Consider the following 26,789-nt stretch of genomic DNA (forward strand, 5'->3'; position numbering starts at 1 on the left):
TCCTCAGCTCTGGGCGACCAGGACGGCGGCCACGAGGACGACGAGGCCCAGGAGCATCGTCGCTGCGTACGTGCGGGCGAACCCGGTCTGCGTCTTGCGGGCGACCTCACCGAGCCCGACCGCGCCGCGGCCGACGCCGGTGGTGGCGCCGTCGACGAGCGTGCGGTCGGCGTAGACGAGGGACCGGGTCAGGTGCTGGCCGGGCTCGACCAGCAGGGCGTCGTTGACGGCGTCCTGGTAGAGGTCCACGCGGGCGGCGCGCGTGAGTGCGGTGCCGATGGGCGGCGTGACGGGCACGGTGCCGACGGCGTACCACCGCCAGGCGATCACCAGGCCGGCGATCACCACGGCGAGCGTCAGCACGATCAGCAACCAGGCGGGCAGCACCGGCTCGGCGTGCTCGGCGTGCCCGGTGACGGGAGCCAGCCACGTGGTGAACCGGTCGCCGGTGGCCAGCACCAGCCCGAGCCCTGCCGAGCCGACGGCGAGGATGATCATCGGCCAGGTCATCAGCGCCGGGGACTCGTGCGGGTGCTGCTCGTGCCCGTCGCGCGTCGTGGACCAGCGCCGCTGCCCCTCGAAGGTCATGAAGAACAGGCGCGACATGTAGAACGCCGTGATCCCCGCGCCGATCAGCGCGACCGAGCCGAAGACCCACGGACGCCAGCCCTCGCCGACGAAGGCCGCCTCGATGATCTTGTCCTTGGACCAGAAGCCCGAGAACGGCGGGATGCCGAGGATCGCCAGCCACCCCAGGCCGAACGTGGCCCAGGTGATCTTCATGTACCGGCCCAGGCCGCCGAAGCGGCGCATGTCCACCTGGTCGTCCATGCCGTGCATCACGGACCCGGCACCCAGGAACATGCCGGCCTTGAAGAACCCGTGCGTGAGCAGGTGGAAGATCGCGAACGCCGCACCGATGGGGCCCAGGCCCGCGGCGAGCATCATGTAGCCGATCTGCGACATGGTCGAGGCGGCCAGCGCCTTCTTGATGTCGTCCTTGGCACAGCCGACCACGGCCCCGAAGATCAGGGTGATCGCACCGACGATCACGACGACCAGCTGCGCGGTGGGCGCGCCGTCGAACACGGGCGCCGAGCGCACCACCAGGTAGACGCCGGCGGTGACCATCGTGGCCGCGTGGATCAGGGCGGACACCGGCGTCGGGCCGGCCATCGCGTCGCCCAGCCAGGACTGCAGCGGGAACTGCGCCGACTTGCCGCACGCGGCGAGCAGCAGCATGAGGGCGATCGCCGTGAGCGTGCCCTGGCTCGCGTGCGCGGCCCCGGCGTGCACCGTGGCGAAGTCGACCGCACCGAACTGGGCGAACATCAGCCCCAGCGCCACGATCAGGCCGACGTCACCGATGCGGTTGGCCACGAACGCCTTCTTCGCGGCGACCGCGTACGGCAGGTGGTGGTTCCAGAACCCGATGAGCAGGTACGACGCCAGACCGACGCCCTCCCAGCCGACGAACAGCAGCAGGTAGGAGTTCGCGAGCACCAGCACGAGCATCGCCGCGACGAACAGGTTGAGGTACGCGAAGAACCGGCGGCGGTTCACGTCGTGCTCCATGTACGCCACGGAGTACACGTGGATCAGCGAGCCGACGAACGTCACCAGCAGCACGAACGTCAACGACAGCGGGTCGATCCGCACACCGGCCGACAGGTCGAACGTGCCGGCGTCGATCCAGGTACCCAGGTCGACGTCGAGGATCCGCGCGTCGGCCGGTCGGCCCAGCAGGTCGAGCAGCAGCGCGGCGCCGAGCACGAACGCCGCGGACGAGGCCGCCACGCCCAGCCAGTGGCCCCATCGGTCGGCGCGCCGACCGAGGAGCAGCAGCACGGCCGCCGACAGCAGCGGCAGGCCCACGAGCCACGGCGCCAGCGAGACGAGACCGTCGGCGCTCTGCGCGACGGGGACGGCGGCCTCCCACGGGAGGACGGAGGTCAGGGTGTGCACGTGCCGCCCCTCAGCTCTTCAACAGGTTGACGTCGTCGACCGAGGCCGAGCGGCGGGTCCGGAAGATCGCGACGATGATCGCCAGGCCGACGACGACCTCGGCGGCCGCCACGACCATGACGAAGAACGCGAGCGTCTGGCCGGTGAGGTTCCCCTGGATGCGCGAGAACGTGACCAGCGCCAGGTTCGTCGCGTTGAGCATGACCTCCACACCCATGAACACGATGATCGCGTTGCGGCGCAGCAGCACCGTCGACGCACCGATCGCGAACAGGATGGACGACAGCACCAGGTAGTTCGTGGGGTTCACCGACCCTCCTCCTGTCCGCTCGCCGCGTCAGCGGCCGACCGGCCCTCGATCTCCACCGGTTCGTCGGCCGCGTAGCCGGCGAGGACCCGCTCGGTGCGGGCCGAGAACTCCGCCGCGTCGGCCTCCTGGCCGCGCACCCGCAGCACACGGGGCACGGAGTGCGGCAGCGGTCGGCCGTCCGGGCCGAGCGCCGGCACGTCCATGGCGTTGTGCCGGGCGTACACGCCCGGTGCCGGCAGCGGGGTGAGCACGGCACCGGCGGCGACGCGGGCGTCGGCCCGCTCCTTCTGGCCGATGTGCCGGGTCAGACGCTGACGGTGCGTGAGCACCAGGGCGCCCAGGGCCGCGGTCACCAGGAGCGCCCCGACGACCTCGAACGCGAACACGTACTCGCCGAACACGATCCGCGCGATGCCCACCGGGTTGGAGGCCTCGTTGGCGGTGTCCAGGCCGACGGGTGTGCCGTACGCCGCCGTGCCGACGACCCCCGCCAGCACCACGCCGAGCCCCAGACCGGCCAGCAGCCCGATCCAGCGCTGACCGCGCAGCGTCTCCACCAGGGAGTCCGAGGCGTCCACGCCGACGAGCATGAGCACGAACAGGAACAGCATCATCACGGCGCCGGTGTACACCACGACCTGCACGACGCCGAGGAACACCGCGTCCTGCGCGACGTACAGGAACGCCAGGGAGATCATCACGACGACGACGGCGAGGGCCGCGTGCACCGCCTTGCGGGCGAGCAGCAGACCGAGTGCCGCCAGCACGATGACCGGACCGAGCACCCAGAACAGCACGGCCTCGGCCGTCGTCGTGGTGCCCGCGTCCGTGAGGGACGTGACCAGTGCCGCGCTCACTTCGACCCCTGCTTCGTGGCGGCGGCCGTCCGCGCGTACTGCGCGGCGGCCGTGGCGCCGATGGTCTGGACGGGTTCGGGCCCGGCGTTCGCCGGCAGCGTCGGGTCGTCCGGGCGGTGCTCGGCGACCCAGGCGACCTGCTCGTCGGTGGCCCCGGTGACCTCGCCGCGGTAGTACTCGGTGTCCGTGGTGCCCTCGACCATGGGGTGCGGGGCGGCCAGCATGCCCGAGCGCATCGGCGCGAGCAGGTCGTCCTTCTCCCAGATCATCCCGGCGCGCGTCGGGCCGGCGAGCTCGAACTCGTTGGTCATCGTCAGCGCCCGGGTGGGGCACGCCTCGATGCACAGGCCGCAGAAGATGCAGCGCAGGTAGTTGATCTCGTAGACGCGGCCGTAGCGCTCACCCGGCGAGAACTGCTCGTCGGCGGTGTTCTCGGCGGCCTCGACGTAGATCGCATCCGCCGGGCACGCCCACGCGCACAGCTCGCAGCCGATGCACTTCTCGAGCCCGTCGGCGTACCGGTTGAGCCGGTGACGCCCGTGGTACCGGGGCCGGATCGGTGCCTTGTCCGAGGGGTACTGCTCGGTGACCGTCGGCCGGAAGAAGTTCGAGATCGTCACGCCGAACCCGCCCACGGGGGCGAGCAGCTCGGCCAGACCCGTGCGCGGCTCCATCAGCGAGCGGTACGGCTGGTCCTGCGGGCGGGCGACCTCACGGCCGCTCGCGTCCGTGTCGCGGGCCGGCCGGACGTCCTTCGTGGGGTCCGTGGTCTCGTCAGCCACCGTGCACCTCCTTCGGGGTCTGCGGTCCGGGATCACCGTCGGTGGCGGCGGGGTCGGCCGAGGCGGTCGCGGCCATCGCGGCGGCGGCCTGGCGGGCCTTGCGGGGGGACGGCGGGAGGACCTGGCCGGGCAGCGGCGGCACCGGGTACCCGGCGGCGAACGGGTCGATCACCACGGGCTCGCGCGGACCGGTGTCCTTGGCGGTGGGCTTCTTCTCCGGGACCAGGAACGACAGGGCCAGCGCGGCCAGCACCAGGCCGGCCAGCACGAACAGCACCGTGCGCAGCTCCCAGCCGGAGAACTGACGGATGCCCTGCACGATCGAGACGCAGAACACCCAGGCCAGCGAGGCGGGGATCAGCACCTTCCAGCCGAGCTTCATGAACTGGTCGTAGCGGAAGCGCAGCACGGAGCCGCGGATCCACACGAACAGGAACATGAACAGCCACAGCTTGGCCAGGAACCACAGCACGGGCCACCAGCCGGTGTTGAACATGCCGTCGTTGATCGCCGACAGCGGCCACGGGGCACGCCAGCCGCCGAAGAACAGCGTCGTGGCCACGGCCGAGACGTTGATCATGTTGATGTACTCGGCCAGGAAGAACCAGGCGAACTTCATCGAGGAGTACTCGGTGGTGTACCCGCCGACGAGCTCACCCTCGGCCTCGGGCAGGTCGAACGGCAGACGGTTCGTCTCGCCGACCATCGAGATCACGTAGATGACGAACGCCGGTGCCAGCGGCAGGAACCACCAGACCTGCGTCTGGGAGTCGACGATCTGCGAGGTCGACATGGACCCGGCGAGGATGAACACCGACACCAGCGACAGGCCCATGGACAGCTCGTACGAGATGACCTGAGCCGTGGACCGGACCCCGCCGAGCAGCGGGTACGTCGAGTTGGACGACCAGCCGCCGAGCACGATGCCGTACACGCCGACGGACGCGCAGGCCAGGATGTACAGCACCGCGACGGGGAAGTCGGTCAGCTGCAGCGGCGTCATCACGCCGAAGATGTTCACCTCGGGGCCGAACGGGATCACGGCGAACGTCAGCAGCGAGCAGAACACCGCGATCATCGGCGCGACGATGTAGACCAGCTTGTCGGCCGCCTTGACGGTGATGTCCTCCTTGACCAGGAGCTTCATCGCGTCGGCCAGCGACTGCAGCAGACCCAGCGGACCATGCACGTTCGGGCCGGGGCGCACCTGCATGCGGGCCACGACCCGGCGCTCGAACCAGATGGCGATGAGCACGCTGGTCAGCAGGAACACGATGATGGCCACGGCCTTGAGCAGCCAGACCCAGAAGACGTCCTGACCGAAGTCGGCCACGACGGGGGTCACGGCGGCCCCCGGCAGCAGGGCGGGTGCGCTCACGCGTCGACCTCCTCGGCGACGGCGACCTCGGCGGTCGCGGCGGCGATGCGGACGACGTCGCCCGCGTCGGCGTGCAGGGTGTCGCGCACCGCGCTGCCGACCGCGTTGGTCGGCAGCCACACGACGTGGTCGAGCATCTCGGTGACGACCACCGGCAACGTGATGGTCCCGGCGTCGGTGCTCACGGCCAGCTGGGCGCCGTCGGCGACACCGGCCGCCTGGGCGGTGACCTCGGAGATCCGGGCGACCGGTCGCTTCGCCGTCCCGGCCAGGAACGGCTCCCCGCTCTGCAGCCGACCGGCGTCGAGCAGCTGGTGCCAGGTGGCCAGCACCGCGGTGCCCGCGGCGATGGTCGGCGGCTCGGTGGACTCGACCGTGGGGGCGCCCACCCGGGCACCGTCCCAGCCGCCGAGCTGGTCGAGCTCGTCGTGCACGGCGGTGACGGTCGGCAGGCCCAGCTCGACTCCGAGGGCGTCGGCCAGCAGGTCCAGCACCCGGTGGTCGGCCATGGCGGTGGTGGCCAGCGCCTGCGGGAACGGCCGCGGGCGGCCCTCCCACGTGACGAACGTGCCGGGCTTCTCCACCGGCGGCGCGACGGGCAGCACCACGTCGGCCGCGTCGGTCACCTCGGAGCGACGCACCTCGAGCGCGACGACGAACGGGACCGCCGTCAGCGCCCGACGGGCCAGCGCCGGGTCGGGCAGGTCCGCCGGGTCGACACCGCCGACGACGAGCGCACCCAGGGTGCCCGCGACCGCGGCCTGCAGGATCGCCCCGGTGGGACGTCCCGGCGCGGCCGGCAGCTGCTCGACACCCCACGCCGCGGCCAGGTCGACACGGGCAGCCGAGTCGGCCACCGGGCGGCCACCGGGCAGCAGGGTCGGCAGCGCACCGGCCTCGACGGCCCCGCGCTCCCCCGCCCGCCGCGGCACCCAGGCGAGGCGAGCCCCGGTGCGCTCCGCGAGCCGCAGCGCGGCCGAGTACGCCCCGACCGACGCGGCCAGACGCTCACCCACGAGCACCACGGACCCCGGCGTGGCCAGGGCGGTCGCGGCGTCGGTCAGCAGCTCGTCGTCCGCGTCGGTGCCGATCGCGTCGAGCACCTCGGCCTCCGTGCCGGGAGCGGCCGGCAGCAGCACGCCGTCCAGGCGCTGCAGGCCCCGGCTGGCCAGGGCGGCCACCGACAGGACCGTGGTCCGACCGGCGCGCACACCGTTGCGCAGGCGCAGGAACGTGATGCCTGCTTCTTCCTCGGCCTCCAGGCCCACGAGCAGCACCGCGGGCGCCTGCTCCAGGTCGCCGAACGTCACCTGCAGCGTGCGGCCGGCGACGGCATGACCCAGGAACGACTCCTCCTCGTCCGAGTGCGGACGGGCACGGAAGTCGACGTCGTGGGTGCCCAGCGCGACGCGGGCGAACTTGGCGTACGCGTAGGCGTCCTCGAGCGTGAGGCGACCGCCGGGCAGCACCGCCACGCCCGCGGCGGCACCGTCGGCCTCGAGCGCCGAGCGCAGACCCGCGGCGGCGACGTCGAGCGCCTCGACCCAGCTGGCCGGCTCGAGCTCGCCTCGCGTGCCGTCGGCGTTGCGTGCGCGGACCAGCGGCGTGGTGAGGCGGTCCGGCGCGGACTGCCAGGCGAACGCGAACCGGTCCTTGTCGGTGATCCACTCCTCGTTGACCGCCGGGTCGTCGCCGGCCAGGCGACGCAGCACGACGCCGCGACGGTGGTCGACGCGGATCGCCGAGCCGCACGAGTCGTGCTCGGCCACACCGGGGGTCGAGACCAGGTCGAACGGCCGCGCACGGAACCGGTAGGCCGCACCCGTGAGGGCACCCACGGGGCAGATCTGCACGGTGTTGCCCGAGAAGTACGACGCGAACGGGCGGCCGGAGGCGTCGATCGCGGAGGCGCCCGAGGGCGTGTCTCCGGTGAAGCCGAGGACCTGCGTGTCGAACGTGCCGATCTGCTGCTGCGCACCGCGCTTCTGCAGGTCGATGAACACGTCGCCGGCGATCTCCTCGGAGAACCGGGTGCACCGCTGGCACAGCACGCAGCGCTCGCGGTCGATGAGGATCTGCGTCGAGATCGCCACCGGCTTGGGGTACGTGCGCTTGATGTCGACGAACCGGGTGCTGGCCCGACCGTTCGACATGGCCTGGTTCTGCAGGGGGCACTCGCCGCCCTTGTCGCAGACGGGGCAGTCGAGCGGGTGGTTGATGAGCAGCAGCTCCATCACGCCGTGCTGGGCCTTGTCGGCCACGGCCGACGTGCGCTGCGTGCGGACCACCATGCCGGGCGTGGCCTCGAGCGTGCAGGAGGCCTGCGGCTTGGGCATCGGGCGGACGTTGCCCTCACGGTCGGGCACCGCGACCTCGACGAGGCACTGCCGGCACGCACCGGCGGGGGCGAGCAGCGGGTGGTCGCAGAACCGCGGGATCTGGATGCCGAGCTGCTCGGCGGCGCGGATGACGAGCGTGCCCTTGGCCACGGTCGTCTCGACGTCGTCGATCGTCAGCGTCACGGTCGCGGCCGGCTCGACGGCCACGGGGGCCGGGGCGTCCGGCACGAGGGGCGTCGAGGCGGCGGCGCGGCCGGGACGCGGGGACGTGATCGTCATGCGTGCACCCCCGCGAGGGCCCCGCTGCGGCGGGGCGTGTAGGCGAACAGCGAGCTGCGCTCGGGCGGGAAGAGCACGTCGGCGGGCGTGTGCGTGCCCGCCTCGAACTCCTCCCGGAAGTACTTGATGGCCGACGTCACCGGGCTGGTGGCGCCGTCGCCGAGCGCGCAGAACGCGCGACCGAGGATGTTGTCGCACAGGTCGAGCAGCAGGTCGATGTCGTCCGAGGTGCCCTGACCCTGCTCGAGCCGGGCGAGCACCTGGGCGAGCCAGAACGTGCCCTCGCGGCACGGGGTGCACTTGCCGCACGACTCGTGCTTGTAGAACTGGATCCAGCGCGACACCGCGCGGACCACCGAGGTGGTCTCGTCGAAGATCTGCAGCGCGCGCGTGCCGAGCATGGACCCGGCCGCCCCGACGGACTCGTAGTCCAGCGGCACGTCCAGGTGCTCGGCGGTGAAGATCGGCGTCGACGAGCCGCCCGGTGTCCAGAACTTCAGCTCGTGGCCCTCACGGATGCCGCCGGCCATGTCGAGCAGCTCGCGCAGCGTGATGCCCAGCGGCGCCTCGTACTGACCGGGACGCGTCACGTGCCCCGACAGCGAGAACAGGCCGAAGCCGGCCGACCGCTCGGTGCCCATCTGCTTGAACCAGTCGGACCCGTTCTTCACGATGCTGGGCACCGACGCGATGGACTCGACGTTGTTGACGACCGTCGGCCGCGCGTACAGGCCGGCGACGGCCGGGAACGGCGGCTTCAGGCGCGGCTGACCGCGCAGGCCCTCGAGCGAGTCGAGCAGCGCGGTCTCCTCGCCGCAGATGTACGCCCCGGCACCGGCATGCACCGTCACCTCGAGGTCGTAGCCGGAACCGAGGATGTTCTTGCCCAGGTACCCGGCCGCGTAGGCCTCCTCGACGGCGCGCAGCAGGCGGCGGTACACGTGCACGACCTCGCCACGCAGGTAGATGAACGCGTGGTGGCAGCCGATCGCGAACGACGTGATCGCCACACCCTCGATCAGGTGCTGCGGGCTGGCCATCATCAGCGGGATGTCCTTGCAGGTCCCCGGCTCGGACTCGTCCGCGTTGACCACCAGGTACCGCGGGCCGCCGTCCGGGGCCGGCAGGAAGCTCCACTTGAGCCCGGTGGGGAACCCGGCGCCGCCACGACCGCGCAGACCGGAGTCCTTGACGGTGGTGACGATGTCGGCCGGGGCCATCGTCAGGGCCTTGCGCAGGCCCGCGTAGCCGCCCGACGCCTCGTAGGCGGACAGCGTCCAGGAGCGGTCGGCGTCCCAGCCGGCCGACAGCACGGGGGTGAGGGTGGTGGCCATCACGACTCCTTCGCGGCGTCGGTGGACTTCTTGGTGCGGCGGGCCTTCGCCGAGGAGTCGGCCGGTGTGGTCGCCGGACGCTCGGCGCTGGACTGCTTCCCGCCGGTCTTGGGCTCGGTGGTCGCAGCCGGTGCCTGGGCCGGCTCGGCCGCGGCGGCAGCCGGCGCACCGGGCACCGGGGCCGTCCAGCCGTGCTCGGCGGCCAGCCGCGCACCGCGCAGCGTCGCCTCACCGGCACCCGGACCCTCGTCGGCCCGCCCGTCGGTGAACCCGGCCAGCACGCGCGAGACCTCCTTGAAGGAGGCCACCGAGTCGGGGCCACGCGTGGGCCGTACCGGCTTGCCGGCACGCAGGTCGTCGACCACGGCCTTGGCGGACTCGGGCGTCTGGTTGTCGAAGAACTCCCAGTTGACCATCACCACGGGGGCGTAGTCGCACGCCGCGTTGCACTCGACGCGCTCGAGGGTGACGGCGCCGTCCTCGGTCGTCTCGTCGTGCCCGACGCCGAGGTGCTCGGTGAGCTCCTCCCAGATGGCGTCGCCGCCCATGACACCGCACAGCGTGTTCGTGCAGACGCCCACGGTGTACTCACCGTTGGGGTGCCGCTTGTACTGCGTGTAGAACGTCGCGACCGCCGACACCTCGGCGGTCGTCAGACCCAGCGTGGCCGCGCAGAACGCGATGCCCCGCGGCGAGACGTAGCCGTCCTCGGCCTGCACCAGGTGCAGCATCGGCAGCAGCGCGGAACGCTCCTGCGGGTAGCGGGCCACGATCGCCGCGGCGTCGGCGGCCAGACGCTCGCGCGTGGCCTCGTCGTACCCCGTGGCGTGCCGGGCGCCGGGCGTGCGCCCGACCGGAGCCTGTTCGACGGACATCAGCGGTCCACCCCTCCCAGCACGGGGTCGAGCGAGGCCACCGAGACGACGACGTCGGCCACCTGGCCGCCCTCGCACATCATCGAGACGGCCTGCAGGTTGTTGAACGACGGGTCACGGAAGTGCGCGCGGTACGGCTTGGTGCCGCCGTCGGAGACCAGGTGCACACCCAGCTCGCCGCGCGGGTGCTCGACGGTCTGGAACACCTGGCCGGCCGGCACGCGGAAACCCTCGGTGACCAGCTTGAAGTGGTGGATCAGGGCCTCCATCGAGGTGCCCATGATCTCCTTGATGTGGTCCAGCGAGTTGCCCATGCCGTCGGCGCCGACGGCCAGCTGCGCCGGCCACGCGACCTTCTTGTCGGCGACCATCACCGGACCGGCACCCATCGCCTGCAGACGGTCGAGGGTCTGCTCGACGATCCGCATCGACTGGTAGCACTCCTCGAACCGCAGCACGATCCGCGACCACGCGTCCGCATCGGTCGAGGTCGGCACGTCGAAGTCGTAGGTCTCGTACCCGCAGTACGGGTCGGCCTTGCGCACGTCGTACGGCAGGCCCGCCGAGCGCAGCACCGGACCCGTCATGCCCAGGGCCATGCAGCCGGCCAGGCTCAGGTTGGCGATGCCCTTGGTCCGCAGGTGCAGGATCGGGTTGGCCATCATGAGGTCCTCGAGCTGACGCAGGTAGTGCCGCGTCGTCACCAAGGCCTCACGGACCGCGTCGACCGCGCCCGGGGGGATGTCCTGAGCGACACCGCCGGGGCGGATGTACGCGTGGTTCATGCGCAGGCCCGTGACCAGCTCGAAGATCTTCAGGATCTCCTCGCGGGCCGTGAAGCCCGTGGTCATCACGGTCGTCGCGCCCAGCTCGTTGCCGGCCGTGGCCAGGCACACCAGGTGGGAGGCGATCCGGTTCAGCTCCATCATCAGCACCCGGATGACGGTGGCGCGCTCGGGCACGTCGTCGGTGATGCCCAGCAGCTTCTCGACCGCCAGGCAGTACGCGGCCTCCTGGAACAGCGGGGCCACGTAGTCCATGCGGGTGCAGAAGGTCACGCCCTGGGTCCAGGTGCGGAACTCCATGTTCTTCTCGATGCCCGTGTGCAGGTAGCCGATCCCGGCACGGGCCTCGGTGACGGTCTCGCCGTCGATCTCGAGCATGAGTCGCAGCACGCCGTGCGTGGACGGGTGCTGAGGGCCCATGTTGACGACGATGCGCTCCTCGCCGAGGCGCGCGGCCTCCTCGGCGATCTCCGACCAGTCGCCGCCGGAGGCCTCGAAGGACGGGATCGCGGTCGTGTCGTCGTCGACGACGTGACCGGTCGCGTGGGGGGTCTGGGTGCTCATCAGGAGTACGACCTCCGCTGGTCCGGGGGCGGCACGGTGGCGCCCTTGTACTCGACCGGGATGCCGCCGAGCGGGTAGTCCTTGCGCTGCGGGTGGCCAGGCCAGTCGTCGGGCATCTGGATGCGCGCCAGACCGGGGTGGCCGTCGAACACGATGCCGAAGAAGTCGAACGTCTCGCGCTCGTGCCAGTCGTTGGCCGGGTACACGGTCGTCGTCGACGGGATGTGCGCGTCACCGTCGGGCACGGCGACCTCGAACCGCAGCCGGCGGCCGTGGGTCACCGAGACCACGTGGTAGACGGCGTGCAGCTCGCGACCGGTCTCGTGCGGGTAGTGCACGCCCGAGACGCCCAGGCTCAGCTCGAACCGCAGGTCCGGGTCGTCCCGCAGCGCCTGCGCGACCTCGACCACGTGCTCGCGCGCCACGTGCAGCGTGAGCTGCTCGCGGTCGACGACCACGGCCTCGACCGCGTTCGCGAACCCGGTGCCGGACTCGTCGAGCACCTCGGTCAGCACGTCGACGACCTCGTCGAACCAGCCGCCGTAGGGCCGCTCGCTCGGACCGGGCAGGGTGACCGTGGTGACCAGCCCGCCGTAGCCGGAGGTGTCACCGGTGCCGTGCACGCCGAACATGCCGGTGCGGACCTCGACGACCGGGATGCTCGTGCGGTGCTCGGCACCCGTCGGGGCGTTCTGCGCACCGGCCTCCAGGGCCGCCTCGGTCGTCGACTGGGCGCCGGTGACAGGGGACCCGGCCTTCGCAGCGGCAGCGGCGTCCACCTTCTCGCCCGTCACGTCCTTCTCGTCCTTCGGCGCGGTCATCGCAGCAGGCCCGTCATGTGCGAGGTCGGCGTCGCCTCGAGCGCAGCGGCCTCGGCGGCGACGGCGATCTCGCGGCGGTTCTTGCCCAGCGGCTCGTCCTGGATCTGCGCGTGCAGCGTCAGGATGGCGTTGATCAGCATCTCCGGGCGCGGCGGGCAGCCCGGCAGGTAGATGTCCACCGGCACGACGTGGTCCACACCCTGCACGATGGCGTAGTTGTTGAACATGCCGCCGGACGACGCGCACACACCCATCGACAGGACCCACTTCGGCCCGGCCATCTGGTCGTAGACCTGCCGCACGATCGGGGCCATCTTCTGGCTCACCCGCCCCGCGACGATCATCAGGTCGGACTGGCGCGGCGAGGCCCGGAAGACCTCCATGCCGAACCGCGAGATGTCGAACCGGCTGCCACCGGTGGCCATCATCTCGATCGCGCAGCACGCCAGGCCGAACGTGACCGGCCACAGCGAAGCCTTGCGGAAGTAGCCGACGAGGTCCTCGACCGTCGTGAGCAGGAAACCCGAGGGTGCTTCTTCGAGGCCCATGTCAGCCCTCCTTGCGGGTCGGGACGTGCGTGCGTGCGGGTGCGGGTGCCGTGAGCGGCCCAGCCGGGCTCAGTCCCACTCGAACCCGCCCCGGCGCCACTCGTAGACGAACGGGACCGTGATGATCACGAGGAACGTCATCATCGCCACCAGGCCGAACATCGCCAGCTCGGCGAAGCTCACCGCCCACGGGTAGAGGAACACGACCTCGATGTCGAACACGATGAAGGTCATGGCGACCAGGTAGTACTTGACCGGGAACCGGCCACCGCCCACGGCGTGCGGGGTGGGCTGGATGCCGCACTCGTACGCCTCGAGCTTGGCGCGGTTGTACCGCTTGGGGCCCAGGATCGCGCTGGCACCCACGCCACCGAGCGCGAGCACCGCCGCGATGCCCATCAGCACCAGGACGGGAATGAACGGGTTGGTCATCGCGCAGGCCTCCTCGGCGCTGAGGTGCGGGTGGTCATGCTGCGGGGACGATCCGGGTGAGTCCTGCGATGACCCGGTCGACGACATCGCCGCCGCGGGGTTCGTAGCAGTCGGACAGCAGCTTGAGGGTGAAGCGCATGACGAGCGGACGCGGCAGGCCGTAGCGCGTGCAGATCCGCATGACCTCAGGGTGCTCGATGAGCCGCACGAAGATGCGCCCCAGCGTGTAGTACCCGCCCAGGTCGTCCTTCATGCGGCGCTCGTAGGTGGCGAACGCGCGCTCGCGCCCGCTGGCCGTGCCCCGCGCCAGGCCCTGGGCGATGGCGTCGGCGGCGACCCGGCCGGCCTGCAGGCCGTACGCGATGCCCTCGCCGTTGAACGGGCTGATCATGCCGGCGGCGTCGCCGGCGAGCATCAGGCCCTGGCCGTACAGCGGGCCGCGGTTGAAGCCCATCGGCAGCGCCGCGCCGCGCACCTCGCCGACCTGGTTCTCCGGGGTGAACTCCCACTCGGCAGGCGCGTTGGCCATCCACGCGGCGAACAGCGCCTTGTAGTCGACCTTCGTCGCGGCGGCCGTCGAGCTCACCGAACCGAGACCCACGTTGGCGGTGCCGTCACCCAGGGAGAAGATCCAGCCGTACCCCGGCATCAGGTTCGAGCGGTGCGGCTCGCCGTCCCACAGCTCGAGGTGCGACTCCATCCACGGGTCGTCGTGCCGCGGGGTGCGGAAGTACGTGCGCACCGCGACGCCCATCGGACGATCGTCGCGCTTCTGCAGGCCCATGCCGGTCGCCAGGCGCGCCGAGACGCCGTCCGCAGCGACGACCACAGGTGCGCGGTAGACGACCTCGTCACCGTCGCGACGTCCGTCGGCGTCGACCGGGCGCGCCGTGACCCCGACCACGCGACCGGTGCGCTCGTCACGCACGGGGCCGGTGACCATGGTCCGCTCGAGCAGCTTGGCGCCCGCGGCCTGCGCGTGCGTGGCCAGCAGGTGGTCGAACGACATGCGGGCCTTCGCCAGGCCGTACGCCGGGTAGCTGGAGATCTCCGGCCACGGCAGCTCCAGGCGGTGCCCGCCGCCGAGCACCCGCAGACCGGCGTTGCGGATCCAGCCGTCCTGCTCGTCGGTGGCCACACCCATGCGCACCAGCTCGGCCACCGCCCGCGGGGTCAGACCGTCGCCGCAGATCTTGTCGCGCGGGAACGAGGCCTTGTCGAGCAGGAGGACCTGGAGCCCGGCAGCCGCGCAGTGGTACGCCGCGCTGGAACCCGCCGGACCTGCGCCCACGACGATGACGTCCGCGTCATCGTGCGTTGCTCCCAGCACCGGTCGCTCCATTTGTGACGGCGTTCACTTGGCTCCGGCCGAGTTTATCGACCGGTCAACCCACTGTCTTGGAAGGCTTTCCTTACTCGGGACGAACCGCCCTGTGCAACGCCACGATGCCACCCGAGAGGTTCCGGAACCCCACCTGCGACCACCCCGCACGGACCATGATCCGACCGAGCTCCTGCTGGTCGGGCCACTCCCGGATGGTCTCGGCCAGGTACACGTACGCGTCCGGCTCCTTGGACACCGCACGGGCCACCGGCGGCAGCGCCCGCATGAGGTACTCGGTGTAGACCGTGCGGAACGGCGCCCACGTCGGCCGTGAGAACTCGCACACCACGAGACGTCCGCCCGGGCGTGTCACCCGCATCATCTCCGCGAGCGCGGCCGGCACGTCCGTCACGTTGCGCAGCCCGAACGAGATCGTCACCGCGTCGAACGACGCGTCCGCGAACGGCAGGTGCAACGCGTCGCCCGCCACGAACGACAGGTCCGGTCGCCGTCGCTTGCCGACCGCGAGCATGCCCGTCGACAGGTCGCACGGGACCACGCGGACACCCGCGTCCGCCAGCGGCTCGCTCGACGTGCCCGTGCCCGCGGCCAGGTCCAGCACCGTCTGACCGGGCTGGGCGGCCACCGCGCGCAACGTCTCACGACGCCACGCCCGGTCCTGGCCGAGCGAGACGACGTCGTTGGTCAGGTCGTACCGGCGGGCGATGCCGTCGAACATCGCGGCGACGTCACGGGGGTCCTTCTCCAGTCCTGCACGAGACATGGGCCCATCGTCGCAGGTCTGACGGGCTGCTCCATGCAGCGGGCATACCCTGGTGGGGATGAGCACGCTGACGAGCACGCCGACCGACCGCGTGCCGCACCCGCTGGTGGTCCGCACGGTCGCCCTCGGTGACGACGACCTGACGCGAGACGGCACCACCCGCACCCCCGGCGCGACGCCCGACCCGGCCGACCTGCTCGACCTGCTGCCCGCGCAGGCCCCACTGGCCTGGGTGCGGCGCGGCGACGGCCTGGTGGCGTGGGGCGAGGCGCTGCGCGTCGAGGTCGGCGGGCCCGACCGGTTCGCCCAGGCCGAGCAGGTCTGGCAGGACGTGCTCGCCCGCGCGATCGTGCGCGACGAGGTCCGCCTGCCGGGCACGGGTGCCGTCGCGTTCGGCTCGTTCGCGTTCGACGAGGACTCCCCCGCCGGCGGCGTCGTCGTGGTCCCCTCGGTCGTGGTGGGCCGGCGGAACGGGCGGGCGTGGCTGACGACCATCACCACCGGCGCCCGGCTGCACGGCGCCCCGCGGCTCGAGGACGTGCTCGGCACACGCACCCCCGTGCACGACCCCGGCGAGGTCACCTCGACCGACGGCGCCGTCGACGCAGCCGGCTGGCGCGACGTCGTGGCTCGCGGCGTCGCGGCGATCCGTGCCGGTGAGGTCGACAAGGTGGTGCTCGCCCGGGACGTCATCGCCCACGCCGAGCGCCCCGTCGACGTGCGGTGGGCGCTGCGCCGGCTCGCCGACGACTACGAGTCCTGCTGGACCTTCAGCGTCGACGGCCTGATGGGAGCCACCCCCGAGCTGCTCGTGCGGTCCGAGAAGGGCCTGGTCACCTCACGGGTGCTCGCCGGGACGATCCGCCGCACCGGGGACGACGCCGCCGACGTGGCGCGCGCCGCGATCCTGGCCCACTCCTCCAAGGACCTCGAGGAGCACGAGTACGCCGTGTCCTCCGTGGCGCACGCGCTCGAGCCGTTCTGCTCCTCGACCAACGTGCCCGACGTGCCGTTCGTGCTGCACCTGCCCAACGTGCTGCACCTCGCCTCCGACGTCACGGGGGTGCTCGCCACACCCACCGGCCAGGCCGCGCACCCGTCCTCGCTCGCGCTCGCCGCGGCCCTGCACCCCACGGCCGCGGTGTGCGGCACCCCCACACAGGCCGCCCGGGCACTCATCGCCCGGATCGAGGGCATGGACCGCGGCCGGTACGCCGGGCCCGTCGGCTGGTTCGGTGCCGACGGTGACGGCGAGTGGGGCATCGCGCTGCGCTCCGCGCAGATCGACCCCGACGACGCACGACGCGTCCGCCTGTTCGCGGGCTGCGGGATCGTCGCGGCGTCCGACCCGGCCGCCGAGCTGGCCGAGTCCGAGGCCAAGCTGGTCCCCATGCGGCACGCGCTCGGCCGGGACACCGCCGACCGCTGAGGGTCGTGCGGTGCCCCGGCCGGCCGCAGGGGCGTCCCTGGCCTACTGGCCGGAGCCCTGCTGCTCCTGCTGCTGCTGGAACCACTCCCACAGCTGCTCGGGCGTCATGTCCTGCGGGTCGACGCTGCCGCTGCTGCCGCCCGACGAGGTGTCGGTCGTCTCCTCACGCGCCGCGAGCGTCACGTCGACGTCGATCGCCGCACCGTCCCGCACCACCGTCAGGGTGACCTTCGTGCCCGAGGACAGCGCCCGCACGTAGGCGGTCAGGGACTCCGCGCCGCCGACGGTCCGGCCGCCGATCGCCACGATCGTGTCGCCCTTCTGCAGCCCGGCGGCCGAGGCCGGGGAGTCGGAGCTGACCTGCTCCACGACCGCACCGCGCCGCGTGACGCCGTCCGCCGTGGCCGTGCCGTCCGACAGCGACACCCCCAGGAACGCGTGCTCGGCGCTCCCGCTCTCGATCAGCTGCGCGGCCACCGAGGAGACCAGGTTCACCGGGATCGCGAAGCCGATGCCGATCGAGCCCGAGTCGCTGGACGTGGTCGCGATGGACGACGTGATGCCGATGACCTTGCCCTCGGCGTCGAACAACGGACCGCCGGAGTTGCCGGGGTTCACCGCGGCGTCGATCTGGATGGCGTTGGTCACCACCGCGTCGGACGCCGAGCCGGACTCCGAGGTCGACACCGGACGGTCGAGCGCCGACACGATGCCGGTCGTCACCGTGTTGGCCAGGCCGAGCGGGTTGCCGACCGCCATGACGGCCTCGCCGACGGTCACCGCGTCGGAGTCGCCGAGCGTGGCCGGGCTCAGGTCGTCCGGCGCGTCGGTGATCTGCACGACCGCCAGGTCGGTGGTCGGGTCGGTGCCGACGATCGTCGCGTCGAACAGGCGACCGTCGCTGAGCGTGACCTGGACCGTGTCGCCCTCGGCGCCCTCGACCACGTGGTTGTTGGTGATGACGTGGCCTTCGGTGTCGATGATGACACCCGAGCCCTCGGCGGTGCCGCTGCTCGTGGTGACCTGGATGGCCACGACCGACGCCTGCACGGCGGTCGTCACGGCCTCCCAGTCGGGGTCGTCGGACGTCGACCCGGCCACCGGGACCGACTCGTTGGTCGAGGTCGACAGCGACGCGAGCGAGGACGGCTGCGTCGAGTCGTCGGCGAACGCGCCGGTGAGTGCCGCGGTGCCGAGAGACGCCGCCAGCGCGGCGACCACGCCGACGGTGGTGACGGGCAGCCAGATGCTGCGCCGCTTCGCGGGGGCACCGGACGGCTCGATCGTCTGCAGCGGCACCGCGCCGGGCTGGGCCGCCTGGGCGTACGGGTACGGCTGCTGACCGGGCACCGGCGCCGGCTGCGGCGGGGCACCGTACGCGGCGGTGTGAGCGGCCTGCGCTGCCCGCTGCTGGGCCAGCCGGGCCTCGTGCTGCGCGCGCAGCTCGGGCGGTGAGGCCGGGTGCGGCGGCAGGAACGGGTTGGTCGGGTGGGTGCCGGCGGGCGGCACGGGGTGGCTGGTGACCGTCACCGGCGGCTGCTGCGCCGCGGGGGCGGCAGGGGCCACCTGCGCGTCGAGCGGTTGGGTGTCCGCCATCCGCGGCAGCGGCTGGGTCGCGCCTGCGGGGGTGGGGACCGGCTGCGTGTCGCCGGTCGGCTGGTCCTGCTGCGGGGTTCCCTGAACGGGGTTCTCGGACATGTGCCCTCCTTCGTCGAGGACCATGAGACCCCGCCGTCCTGGAGGCACCCTTCACGGAACCTGGGAGTCCGCTTGGAGTTCCACAGGTGCCGACGCGGGTGGCACCGAGCCCCTCAGGACAGCGTGGTGTCCACCGCCGCGGCGACCGCAGCGACGATCTGGGCGTTCAGCGCGCGCCGGCCCGCCCGGTCCACCCGGACCTCCACCACGCTCGTGCCCACCCCCGGGGCGGCCAGGGCCGGCAGCAACCCGTCGACGTCCCCCACGTGCACGTGCCGCACGCCGTAGGCCGCGCACAGCGCCGCCAGGTCCACGCCGTGCGGGGTGCCGAACACCCGCTCGAACACCTCGGCCCGTTCGGGCCGGTCGGGGTCGCCGTGCTCGAGGGTGGCGAAGATCGACCCGCCGTCGTCGTGGGCCACGACGATCTGCAGGTCGGCCTGCGCCTCGAGCGAACCCCGCAGCAGACCGCCCGCGTCGTGCAGGAACGTCAGGTCACCCAGGTACGCCCGCACCCGCCGGTGCGGCAGGCCCAGGGCGACACCGGTGGCCGTGGCCACCGTGCCGTCGATCCCGGCCAGACCCCGGTTGGCCAGCACGAGCGGCGGCGCGTCCCACCGGGCCACCAGGTCCAGGTCACGCACCGGGTTCGAGGAACCCACGACCAGCGCGTCCTGCGGGGTGCTCACCGCGGCGACCGCCCGGGCCAGGGCCGGACCGGTGACGCGCGTCCCGGTGCGGGAGGGCCGCACGTCCCCGCCCGCCTCCAGGACCTCGTCGATCGCAGCCAGCGCAGCGGTGCCCGCCGCCTGCCAGCCCGCCAGCCAGCCCGCCGGGGCGCCCACACGCCCGAGCCGCAACCGGGCCGGCACCTCGGTGAGCACATCGGTGGCGTTGCGCGGTGCATCCGGCCAGTCGGCCCCCTGCGGGGCCACCACCAGGACCTCCACGTCCTCACGGGCCAGCAGACGCTGCACCGGACGGGACAGCGTGGGCCGACCCAGCACCACGACACGACCCACCCGTCCCCCGAGCCGCGCGTCGTCCAGCAGCAACCGGTACGCACCGATGGCGTGCGGACCGCCGCGCACCCCGGACGACGGTTCGGCCAGCAGGGGCCACCCGTTCGCCTCGGCCAGCGTCCGGGCGTCGGGACCGGCCCCGTCACCGGCGACGACCACCGTGGGCACCGCACCCCGACCGCGCGTGCGCACCACCGGGAGCGAGCCCGTCGCCTGGGCGGTGAGCTGCGCGGAGGGCAGCATGGAGGGCTGCGCAGAGGACGAGACGCCTCGCGTGCCCGTGTCGACCGCCCCCCGGGGCAGCACATGACTGAGCCCGACCCGGGAGGGTGCCGGCCAGACCGGCGTGAGGGGCACCAACGGGTCGCGGTACGCCAGGTCGAGGTGCACGGGCCCCGGATCACCCGTGCGGGCACCGGTCGCCGCCGCGAGCGCGCGGGCCAGCGTCCGGCGCAGGTCACGGTCCTCCTCGGCCCGGCCGGTCGGGGCGGGCACGTCCACGGCCAGCCGGACCGCGGCACCGAAGATCCCGACCTGCTGCGTCGTCTGGTTGGCACCCGTGCCGCGCAGCTCGTGCGGCCGGTCGGCCGTGAGCAGCACCAGAGGGATGCCGCTGTGGTGGGCCTCGAGCACGGCAGGGTGCAGGTTGGCCACCGCCGTACCGGAGGTCGTCACCACGGCGACGGGTCGCGGTGAGCCCTCGGCCTGCGCGGCCTTCGCCAGCCCGAGTGCCAGGAACCCCGCGTCCCGCTCGTCCACCCGCACGTGCAGGCGCAGGGACGGCGCACCGGCGGGCCTGGTCTCGTCGGGGCGCGCGGCGTCGGCCAACGCGTACGCCAGCGGGGCGCTGCGCGAGCCCGGCGCCAGCACGACGTCCTCGACACCCAGGGCGGCCACGGCCTGCACGAGCACCCGCGCGGCCTGCACGGCCGGATGCTCGCCGGCGGGCTCGGCGGGGCGCTCGGACGGGCTCTCGGACGGGTGCTCGGGGGGCGTCACGTCGGCCATCATGCCCGAGGGCCTTGCGGACCCACCGACGCGTCGGCCGACCACCGAGCCACCGCGTCGCACCGCCGGGACCACCGGTCGGCCAACCCGGCGTCGGCCGCCGTGCGACGCAGCGCCGACCCGTCCGGCACGGGTCGGCGCACCGCGATCGCCCCGTCGACGGGCAGCAGCGGGTCGGCCACCACGTCGTCGGTGAGCAGCTGCGCCGTGGCCAGACCGCACGCGTACGGCAGCTCGGGCAGGGCCGCAGCCAGCGCGATCCCCGCCGCCAACCCCACCGACGACTCCAGTGCCGAGGAGACCACGACGGGCAGCCCCACCTGCTCGGCCAGCCGCAGGCACGCCCGGACCCCGCCGAGCGGCTGCACCTTGAGCACCACGACGTCGGCGGCGTGCGCCCTGGCCACCGCCAGCGGATCGGCGGCCCGGCGGATCGACTCGTCCGCCGCGATCGGCACGGCCGTCCGCCGCCGCAGCGCCGCCAGGTCGGCGACCGACGGCACCGGCTGCTCCGCGTACTCCAGGCCGCCGGCGGCCCGGTCGAGCACCGCGAGCCGACTCACGGCCGTCTCGAGGTCCCAGGCGGCGTTCGCGTCCACGCGGATCGCCCCACCTGGTCCCAGCGCGTCGCGCACCGCTTCCAGCCGGGCGACCTCGTCGGCCAGCGACTGGCCCCGCTCGGCCACCTTGACCTTCGCGGTGCGGCACCCGTCGGAGGCCAGCACGATCCGGTGGGCCTCCTCCGGGCCGACGGCCGGCACGGTCACGTTCACGGGGACCCGGTCGCGCACCGGGTCCGGCCACCCCTCGTCGGCGGCCTCGCGGGCCGCCCGCCACCACGCCGCCGACTCGGCGACGTCGTAGTCCCAGAACGGGCTGAACTCGCCCCAGCCGGCGTCCCCGCGGACCAGCACGCCGTCGCGGGCCGTCAGCCCCCGGAACCGGGTGCGCAGCGGGATCGACCAGACGTGCAGGTCGGCGAGGGCACCGGAGCCGCTGGACCGCCCGGGCGGCGAGTCGGGCGAGCGGTCGTGGGAGGCAGCGGGCACCCCGCCAGCGTAGGCGCGCATGGCCGCCGCTAGGGTGGCGCCGTGACCGTCTCACCCCTGCCCGAGCCCGTGTCCGCGACGTTCGACCCGACGCGCTGGCGCACGGTCGGCGGGTTCGAGGACCTCACCGACCTCACCTACCACCGCGGGGTCGCACGCCCCACCGCCGAGCAGGCCGCCGACGGCGCCGTCGAGCGTGACCTGCCCGTCGTGCGCGTCGCGTTCGACCGGCCCGAGGTGCGCAACGCGTTCCGTCCGCACACCGTCGACGAGCTGTACCGGGTGCTCGACCACGCCCGCATGACCTCCGACGTGGGCACCGTGCTGCTCACCGGCAACGGCCCCAGCCCCAAGGACGGCGGCTGGGCCTTCTGCTCCGGCGGCGACCAGCGCATCCGCGGCCGGTCCGGCTACCAGTACGCCTCGGGCGAGACCGCCGACGACGTCGACCCCGCCCGTGCCGGTCGCCTGCACATCCTCGAGGTGCAACGGCTCATCCGCACCATGCCCAAGGTCGTGGTCGCGCTCGTCAACGGCTGGGCCGCCGGCGGCGGGCACTCCCTGCACGTCGTGGCCGACCTGACGATCGCCGGCCGCGAGCACGCCCGGTTCAAGCAGACCGACGCGAACGTCGGCTCGTTCGACGGGGGCTACGGCTCCGCGCTGCTGGCCCGTCAGGTGGGGCAGAAGCGGGCCCGGGAGATCTTCTTCCTCGCCCGCGAGTACTCCGCGCAGGACGCCTACGACTGGGGCGCCGTGAACGAGGTCGTCGATGACGCCCGGCTCGAGGAGGCCGGGCTGGAGTACGCCCGGATCATCGCGACGAAGTCGCCGCAGGCCGTGCGCATGCTCAAGTTCGCGTTCAACCTCGCCGACGACGGACTGGCCGGCCAGCAGGTCTTCGCGGGCGAGGCGACCCGCCTGGCGTACATGACGGACGAGGCCGTCGAGGGGCGCGACGCGTTCCTGCAGCGTCGCGACCCGGACTGGTCCGGGTTCCCGTACGCCTACTGAGCGGTCGCGGTCACCGACCGGCGAAGGCCCAGCTCATCAGGTCGAGCACCGAGGACAGCGCCACCGCCGAGGCGACCGCCAGCCCCAGCAGCACGAGCGCGGACACCAGGACGGGGGCGATCGAGCGCACCCGTTCGGGGTGCTCGGTGGCCGTGTGGGACGTGATCGTGGTCATGGCACCAGCCAACTGCGTCGACCATGCGATCCGCGTCCCCCTGCCGGCCGGAACCGCTGCGCGCACGGTCCTCCCCCGGCAGGGCCGAGGGTCCGCCCCGGGTCGTACCCCGCTCGACCGAACGGTCAGGGCGAGAGGCACCCGCCGACGCCTGAGGCGTCAGGACACCGTCAACGACCCGGTGGCCGCCGGGACCAGCTCGACCCAGGTGTTCCCCGGAGCCAGCGTCGCGGACGCGCCGTCCAGGGTGTGCAGCACCATCGGTGCGTCCTCGGCCGTCTTCTCCCACCGCACGGGCACGGTCTTGCCACCACTCGCGAGAACACCCTCCCCCGACCCCACCAGCGAGTAGGTCGGCACCGGGGCACCACCCTGGGCCCCGAACCCGGAGTTCGGGTGGTCCGCGGTGATCGAGACCACGTTCACCGCGGACAGTCGAGCACCGCTCGCCGCCATCGCCGGCGTCGACCCCTCCGAGCGCAGCCAGGTGCCGCTCGCGGTGTCCCACACCCAGCTGGGGCTGGACGCGGCGGAGAGCCGGAACGCCAGGGTCGTCGCGGGGGTCCCCGCCGCCACGGCCGTCGCCTTCTCGGCAGTCCGGGCGAACGCGAACTGCTCGGCGGGCACGGCGGCGTGCTCGGCATCGACCGCGTCCCACCAGGTCTGCGGCGTGCCGTACACGTTGTGCGGGGCCGAGCGGGTGCTGACCCGGAACATGCCGGGCGCCCCCGCGTCGTGACTCATCATCTGCACACCGCTCGCCTCGACCTCGGCGAGGATGCCCGCCTGCCCACCGGAGAACGCCAGGATCCCGTGCAGGGGCTGCAGGATCAGCGGGTCCATGGGCCGCACGGAGCGGATCGGTCCGACCTCGTCGGGCACCTGCGAGTGGAACACGGCGACGAACCGGGACACCTCGAACTCGACGATCGTCTCCCACACGACGTCCGCCTGGTCGAGCCCGGTCTGCGGACGTGCCACAGCGGTGTTCTCGATCTTGACGGCCAGGGCCGGCCGCTGTGCGACCGCGTCGACCGGCACGCCCGTCAGCGGCCACGTGGTGGGCACGGTCGGGGTCGGCGCGGGCGCCTTGTCCGCCTGCACCGTGGACGCCAAGGTCACCGTCTCCGCCGGTTCGGGGGTGGTGCTGCTCCCGCAGGCCGTCAGCAGCGCGAGGACCCCGACGATCCCTGCGGTCCCCCGCAGACGGAGTCGAGCACCTCGTGGTGCGGTCGCGGCGATCGGCATCGCGTGTCCCCCGTTCCTGCCGCGATCGGTCCGCGGCGCGGTCCAGCCTCTCAGACGGGCACGCTGGAGACGGAACGCGACGCGCGGACCTCGACCTCCGGCGCCGGGCCGGCGGGCGGGCGGGCGGGCGGGGGCTCGGGCCGTCAACCGACCGTGATGCTGCCCGAGGACTTCGGGACGAGCTCGACCCAGGTGACGCCCGGCGCCAAGGAGACCGGCGTCCCGTCCGCCGTGCTGAGCGTCAGCGGGGCATCGACGGCCGACTTCGACCAGGTCACGTCGAGTGTGCGGCCACCCACGGCCACCACACCCTCGCCGGACCCCACGAGCTTCGTCTCGGGCACGGCACTGCCCGCCGGGTCGATCGTTCCCGAGTCCACCAGCGTGACCCGCAGCGCGACGACGTTGGTCGCGGCCAGACGTGCGCCGGACGCGGCCGTGGCGGGCGAGGTGCCCTCCGTGCGCAGCCAGGTGGCGCTCGCCGCGTCCCAGCTCCACGAGGGCTGCGCGTACCCGGACAGGGTGGTGGTCAGGCTGGTCGCCGGCGTCCCGTTCAGCACGACCGTCGACTGGTCGGCGCGACGCGCGATCGGGAACTGCTCGGGCGGCGCCGCGGTGTGCGTGGCGTCCGCCTGCGCCCAGAACGTCTCGGGCTTCCCGTAGACGTTGTGCGGCGCCGGCAGCACGCCCTTCTTGCGGTAGAAGCCGTCATCGCCCGCGTCGTGGCTCAGCAGCTGCAACCCGGAGGCCCCGAGCGCGTTGACGAAGGCCGCCTGCCCGCCGGAGAACGCGATCAGGCCGTGCAGCGGTGCGGCGATCGCCGGGTCCATCGGTCGCACGGACCGGATCGGGCCGATCTCGGCGGGGACCTGCGAGTGGAAGACGGCGACGAACCGGGTGACCCCGCCCTCGACGACCTCCTCCCAGACCATGTCGGCCTGGTCGATGCCCGTCTGGGGGCGTACCTCTCGGGGGTTCTCGATCTTCACGGCGAGCGCGGGTCGGTCGGCCGGCTCGTCGGCGACGACCCCGGTGAGCGGCCACCGCGCCGGGACCACGGGCGCGGGAACCGCCTGCTTCTGCGCCACGACCACCGCCGGGCTGGTGACCGTGGGCGTCGGGGTCGGCACGGCCTCGCTGCAGGCGGCCAGCGCGAGCACCAGTCCGGCACCCAGGACGGGCACGGCCCGCAGGGCCCAGGCGCGGCGGGGGCGTGGGCGCCGGCCGACGTCGGCAGCGCGCTGCTGCGTGCGATGGCGGGTGAGGCTGGCGGGTTTCGGCACGGCAGGCTCCTTGAGGACGAGACCGCCGGACACTCTACGGGCCGGGCGCACCTAGGCTGGTGCGGTGAGCCGTCCGTTGCGCGAGGTGCCCTGCGCCGCTTCGCTCTCGGCGACGGAGGTGGACGCGCTGATCGCGTCCCTCGCGGCGGCGCTCGACGGGAGCGGACCGGCCTTGAGTCTGGTGGACCCGGCGGACGCAGGTCCCACCCGGTCGGCGTCGCCCACGGTCCCCGACGATGTCGCGCTCGTCGTGCGGACCTCGGGCTCGACGGGCGCACCTCGGAAGGTCATGCTCGGCGCCGAGGCCCTGCGCGCCTCCGCCGAGGCGACGGCCGCGCGGCTGGCTGGGCCCGGGCACTGGTTGCTCACCCTGCCTGTCACGCACGTCGCGGGCCTGCAGGTGCTGGTCCGCTCGCTCCTGGCGGGGACCCGTCCGACCGTGCCGGTGCCGGGTCCGTTCCGCGCGGCGGCGTTCGTGGACGCCGTCGGCTCGATGACCGGGCCCGGGCCGCGCTACGTCTCGCTGGTGCCCACCCAGCTGCGCCGCCTGCTGGACGACGGTGCCGCCCTCGACGCACTCCGCCAGTTCGACGCCGTGCTGCTGGGCGGAGCAGCGAGCCCCGAGGAGCTGCTCGCCCGTGCTCGTGGTGCCGGCGTCGCGGTCGTCACGACGTACGGCATGTCGGAGACCTGCGGTGGGTGCGTCTACGACGGCGTCCCGCTGGACGGCGTGCACGTCGGGCTCGAGGCGGACGGTCGCATCCGCCTGACGGGACCGGTGCTGGCCGCCGGCTACCTGGGCGAGGACGACACCGAGGTCTTCGTGGCCGAGCACGGTGCGCGCTCGCTGCGCACCTCGGACCTGGGCACGTGGCAGCACGGTCGGCTCGTGGTCCTGGGCCGCGCCGACGACGTGCTGGTCACGGGCGGCGTGAAGGTGGCCCCCGCCCCGGTGGAGTCGCTGCTCAGCGCACTGCCGGGTGTCGCCGAGGTGTGCGTGGTCGGCGTCGAGGACGCCGAGTGGGGTCAGGCCGTCGTGGCAGTGGTGGTGCCCTCGGTCGGCTCGGCCCTGCCGGGGCTCGAGCGCGCCCGCGACGTGGTGAGCGCCGCGCTCGGTCCGGCCAGCGCTCCCCGCCATGTTCTGCAGGTCCCCGCCCTGCCGCGCCGCGGCCCGGGCAAGACCGACCGCAGGGCGGTCGCCGCGCTCGCCGCCCGCCTGCTCGACCGCCCGCCGCACGTGCACGGCGAGTCCCCGACCCCGAGGAGTTCCCTGTGACGACGACCCGTGAGTGGCTGGCCGGCGCCCGCCCCCGCACCCTGCCCGCCGCGGTGGCCCCCGTGCTGGTCGGCACCGGTGCCGCCGCGCAGCTCGGGCAGGCCCACCTGGGGAGGGCGGTCCTGGCGGCCGGTGTCGCGCTGGCCCTGCAGGTCGGCGTCAACTACGCGAACGACTACTCCGACGGGGTGCGCGGCACCGACCTCGACC

Annotated in this window: 23 protein-coding genes and 1 pseudogene; 4 read left to right on the forward strand and 20 right to left on the reverse strand. The window is 73.2% G+C overall.

Annotated elements, in window-relative coordinates; all coding sequences use genetic code 11:
• Positions 1-3: 3 nt before the first annotated feature.
• The 14 genes from nuoL to ACTHAM_RS16355 all read right to left on the reverse strand — a co-directional run bounded on the left by nuoL (position 4) and on the right by ACTHAM_RS16355 (position 15,377).
• Complete coding sequence (nuoL, locus tag ACTHAM_RS16290) at positions 4-1,965, reverse strand: NADH-quinone oxidoreductase subunit L (protein WP_440689363.1); 1,962 nt, start codon at positions 1,963-1,965, stop codon at positions 4-6.
• A gap of 10 nt (positions 1,966-1,975) precedes the next feature.
• Positions 1,976-2,275, reverse strand: coding sequence for an NADH-quinone oxidoreductase subunit NuoK (gene nuoK, locus ACTHAM_RS16295; protein WP_440689365.1), 300 nt, complete (start codon positions 2,273-2,275; stop codon positions 1,976-1,978).
• Positions 2,272-3,132 (reverse strand): NADH-quinone oxidoreductase subunit J, encoded by an 861-nt coding sequence (locus ACTHAM_RS16300; protein ID WP_440689367.1) that lies wholly within the window; start codon positions 3,130-3,132, stop codon positions 2,272-2,274. The genes nuoK and ACTHAM_RS16300 overlap by 4 nt, the downstream gene beginning before the upstream one ends.
• Positions 3,129-3,914 carry an NADH-quinone oxidoreductase subunit NuoI gene (nuoI, locus tag ACTHAM_RS16305; RefSeq protein WP_440689369.1) on the reverse strand — a complete coding sequence of 262 codons (786 nt, stop codon included), beginning with the start codon at positions 3,912-3,914 and terminating at the stop codon, positions 3,129-3,131. Before nuoI ends, ACTHAM_RS16300 begins: the two co-directional genes overlap by 4 nt.
• A complete protein-coding gene (nuoH, locus tag ACTHAM_RS16310; RefSeq protein ID WP_440689371.1) occupies positions 3,907-5,292 on the reverse strand; it encodes an NADH-quinone oxidoreductase subunit NuoH in 1,386 nt (461 codons plus the stop codon). Before nuoH ends, nuoI begins: the two co-directional genes overlap by 8 nt.
• On the reverse strand, positions 5,289-7,910 hold the full coding sequence (locus ACTHAM_RS16315; protein ID WP_440689373.1) for an NADH-quinone oxidoreductase subunit G: 2,622 nt from the start codon (positions 7,908-7,910) through the stop codon (positions 5,289-5,291). The genes nuoH and ACTHAM_RS16315 overlap by 4 nt, the downstream gene beginning before the upstream one ends.
• Positions 7,907-9,244, reverse strand: a complete 1,338-nt coding sequence (gene nuoF, locus ACTHAM_RS16320; RefSeq protein WP_440689375.1) for an NADH-quinone oxidoreductase subunit NuoF — start codon at positions 9,242-9,244, stop codon at positions 7,907-7,909. The genes ACTHAM_RS16315 and nuoF overlap by 4 nt, the downstream gene beginning before the upstream one ends.
• Positions 9,244-10,119, reverse strand: a complete 876-nt coding sequence (gene nuoE, locus ACTHAM_RS16325; RefSeq protein ID WP_440689377.1) for an NADH-quinone oxidoreductase subunit NuoE — start codon at positions 10,117-10,119, stop codon at positions 9,244-9,246. The genes nuoF and nuoE overlap by 1 nt, the downstream gene beginning before the upstream one ends.
• A complete protein-coding gene (locus ACTHAM_RS16330; protein ID WP_440689379.1) occupies positions 10,119-11,468 on the reverse strand; it encodes an NADH-quinone oxidoreductase subunit D in 1,350 nt (449 codons plus the stop codon). Before ACTHAM_RS16330 ends, nuoE begins: the two co-directional genes overlap by 1 nt.
• Positions 11,468-12,289 carry an NADH-quinone oxidoreductase subunit C gene (locus tag ACTHAM_RS16335; RefSeq protein WP_440689381.1) on the reverse strand — a complete coding sequence of 274 codons (822 nt, stop codon included), beginning with the start codon at positions 12,287-12,289 and terminating at the stop codon, positions 11,468-11,470. The genes ACTHAM_RS16330 and ACTHAM_RS16335 overlap by 1 nt, the downstream gene beginning before the upstream one ends.
• Complete coding sequence (locus ACTHAM_RS16340; protein WP_440689383.1) at positions 12,286-12,837, reverse strand: NuoB/complex I 20 kDa subunit family protein; 552 nt, start codon at positions 12,835-12,837, stop codon at positions 12,286-12,288. The genes ACTHAM_RS16335 and ACTHAM_RS16340 overlap by 4 nt, the downstream gene beginning before the upstream one ends.
• 69 nt (positions 12,838-12,906) lie before the next feature.
• Positions 12,907-13,269 carry an NADH-quinone oxidoreductase subunit A gene (locus ACTHAM_RS16345; RefSeq protein ID WP_440689385.1) on the reverse strand — a complete coding sequence of 121 codons (363 nt, stop codon included), beginning with the start codon at positions 13,267-13,269 and terminating at the stop codon, positions 12,907-12,909.
• A gap of 34 nt (positions 13,270-13,303) precedes the next feature.
• The gene (locus tag ACTHAM_RS16350) at positions 13,304-14,599 is read right to left on the reverse strand and encodes a geranylgeranyl reductase family protein (RefSeq protein ID WP_440689387.1); all 1,296 of its coding nucleotides are present in this window, start codon (positions 14,597-14,599) and stop codon (positions 13,304-13,306) included.
• Positions 14,600-14,681: 82 nt separating this feature from the next.
• Positions 14,682-15,377 carry a demethylmenaquinone methyltransferase gene (locus ACTHAM_RS16355; protein ID WP_440689389.1) on the reverse strand — a complete coding sequence of 232 codons (696 nt, stop codon included), beginning with the start codon at positions 15,375-15,377 and terminating at the stop codon, positions 14,682-14,684.
• A gap of 58 nt (positions 15,378-15,435) precedes the next feature.
• Between ACTHAM_RS16355 and ACTHAM_RS16360 the strand changes: the two genes are divergently transcribed.
• Positions 15,436-16,806: an isochorismate synthase gene (locus ACTHAM_RS16360; RefSeq protein ID WP_440689391.1), complete on the forward strand. Its 1,371-nt coding sequence runs from the start codon at positions 15,436-15,438 to the stop codon at positions 16,804-16,806.
• 42 nt (positions 16,807-16,848) lie between these two features.
• Here the strand turns inward: ACTHAM_RS16360 and ACTHAM_RS16365 are convergent, their stop codons facing one another.
• From ACTHAM_RS16365 to ACTHAM_RS16375, 3 genes are all read right to left on the reverse strand, one after another.
• Positions 16,849-18,504 carry a trypsin-like peptidase domain-containing protein gene (locus ACTHAM_RS16365; protein ID WP_440689393.1) on the reverse strand — a complete coding sequence of 552 codons (1,656 nt, stop codon included), beginning with the start codon at positions 18,502-18,504 and terminating at the stop codon, positions 16,849-16,851.
• 113 nt (positions 18,505-18,617) lie between these two features.
• Positions 18,618-20,537: a 2-succinyl-5-enolpyruvyl-6-hydroxy-3-cyclohexene-1-carboxylic-acid synthase gene (gene menD / locus ACTHAM_RS16370; RefSeq protein WP_440689395.1), complete on the reverse strand. Its 1,920-nt coding sequence runs from the start codon at positions 20,535-20,537 to the stop codon at positions 18,618-18,620.
• The gene (locus ACTHAM_RS16375; protein WP_440689409.1) at positions 20,534-21,508 is read right to left on the reverse strand and encodes an o-succinylbenzoate synthase; all 975 of its coding nucleotides are present in this window, start codon (positions 21,506-21,508) and stop codon (positions 20,534-20,536) included. Before ACTHAM_RS16375 ends, menD begins: the two co-directional genes overlap by 4 nt.
• 117 nt (positions 21,509-21,625) lie before the next feature.
• Here ACTHAM_RS16375 and ACTHAM_RS16380 point away from each other — a divergent pair, with 117 nt between their 5' ends.
• Positions 21,626-22,597: a 1,4-dihydroxy-2-naphthoyl-CoA synthase gene (locus ACTHAM_RS16380; protein WP_440689397.1), complete on the forward strand. Its 972-nt coding sequence runs from the start codon at positions 21,626-21,628 to the stop codon at positions 22,595-22,597.
• A 10-nt stretch (positions 22,598-22,607) separates the two neighbouring features.
• On the opposite strand, the gene ACTHAM_RS16385 is transcribed toward ACTHAM_RS16380, so the two are convergent.
• From ACTHAM_RS16385 to ACTHAM_RS16395, 3 genes are all read right to left on the reverse strand, one after another.
• Positions 22,608-22,772, reverse strand: a complete 165-nt coding sequence (locus tag ACTHAM_RS16385; protein WP_440689399.1) for a hypothetical protein — start codon at positions 22,770-22,772, stop codon at positions 22,608-22,610.
• 159 nt (positions 22,773-22,931) lie between these two features.
• The gene (locus ACTHAM_RS16390) at positions 22,932-24,020 is read right to left on the reverse strand and encodes a DUF3048 domain-containing protein (RefSeq protein ID WP_440689401.1); all 1,089 of its coding nucleotides are present in this window, start codon (positions 24,018-24,020) and stop codon (positions 22,932-22,934) included.
• Positions 24,021-24,163: 143 nt separating this feature from the next.
• Positions 24,164-25,303, reverse strand: coding sequence for a DUF3048 domain-containing protein (locus tag ACTHAM_RS16395; protein ID WP_440689403.1), 1,140 nt, complete (start codon positions 25,301-25,303; stop codon positions 24,164-24,166).
• Positions 25,304-25,367: 64 nt separating this feature from the next.
• On the opposite strand from ACTHAM_RS16395, the gene menE reads away from it, so the two are divergent.
• Both menE and ACTHAM_RS16405 read left to right on the forward strand, forming a co-directional pair.
• Positions 25,368-26,579 (forward strand): o-succinylbenzoate--CoA ligase, encoded by a 1,212-nt coding sequence (menE, locus tag ACTHAM_RS16400; protein WP_440689405.1) that lies wholly within the window; start codon positions 25,368-25,370, stop codon positions 26,577-26,579.
• A pseudogene (locus ACTHAM_RS16405) lies at positions 26,576-26,789 on the forward strand (1,4-dihydroxy-2-naphthoate polyprenyltransferase); the annotation flags it as partial. The gene menE and the pseudogene ACTHAM_RS16405, both read left to right, overlap by 4 nt.

The organism is Cellulomonas soli, from assembly GCF_052036975.1.
Lineage (GTDB): Bacteria > Actinomycetota > Actinomycetes > Actinomycetales > Cellulomonadaceae > Cellulomonas > Cellulomonas soli_A.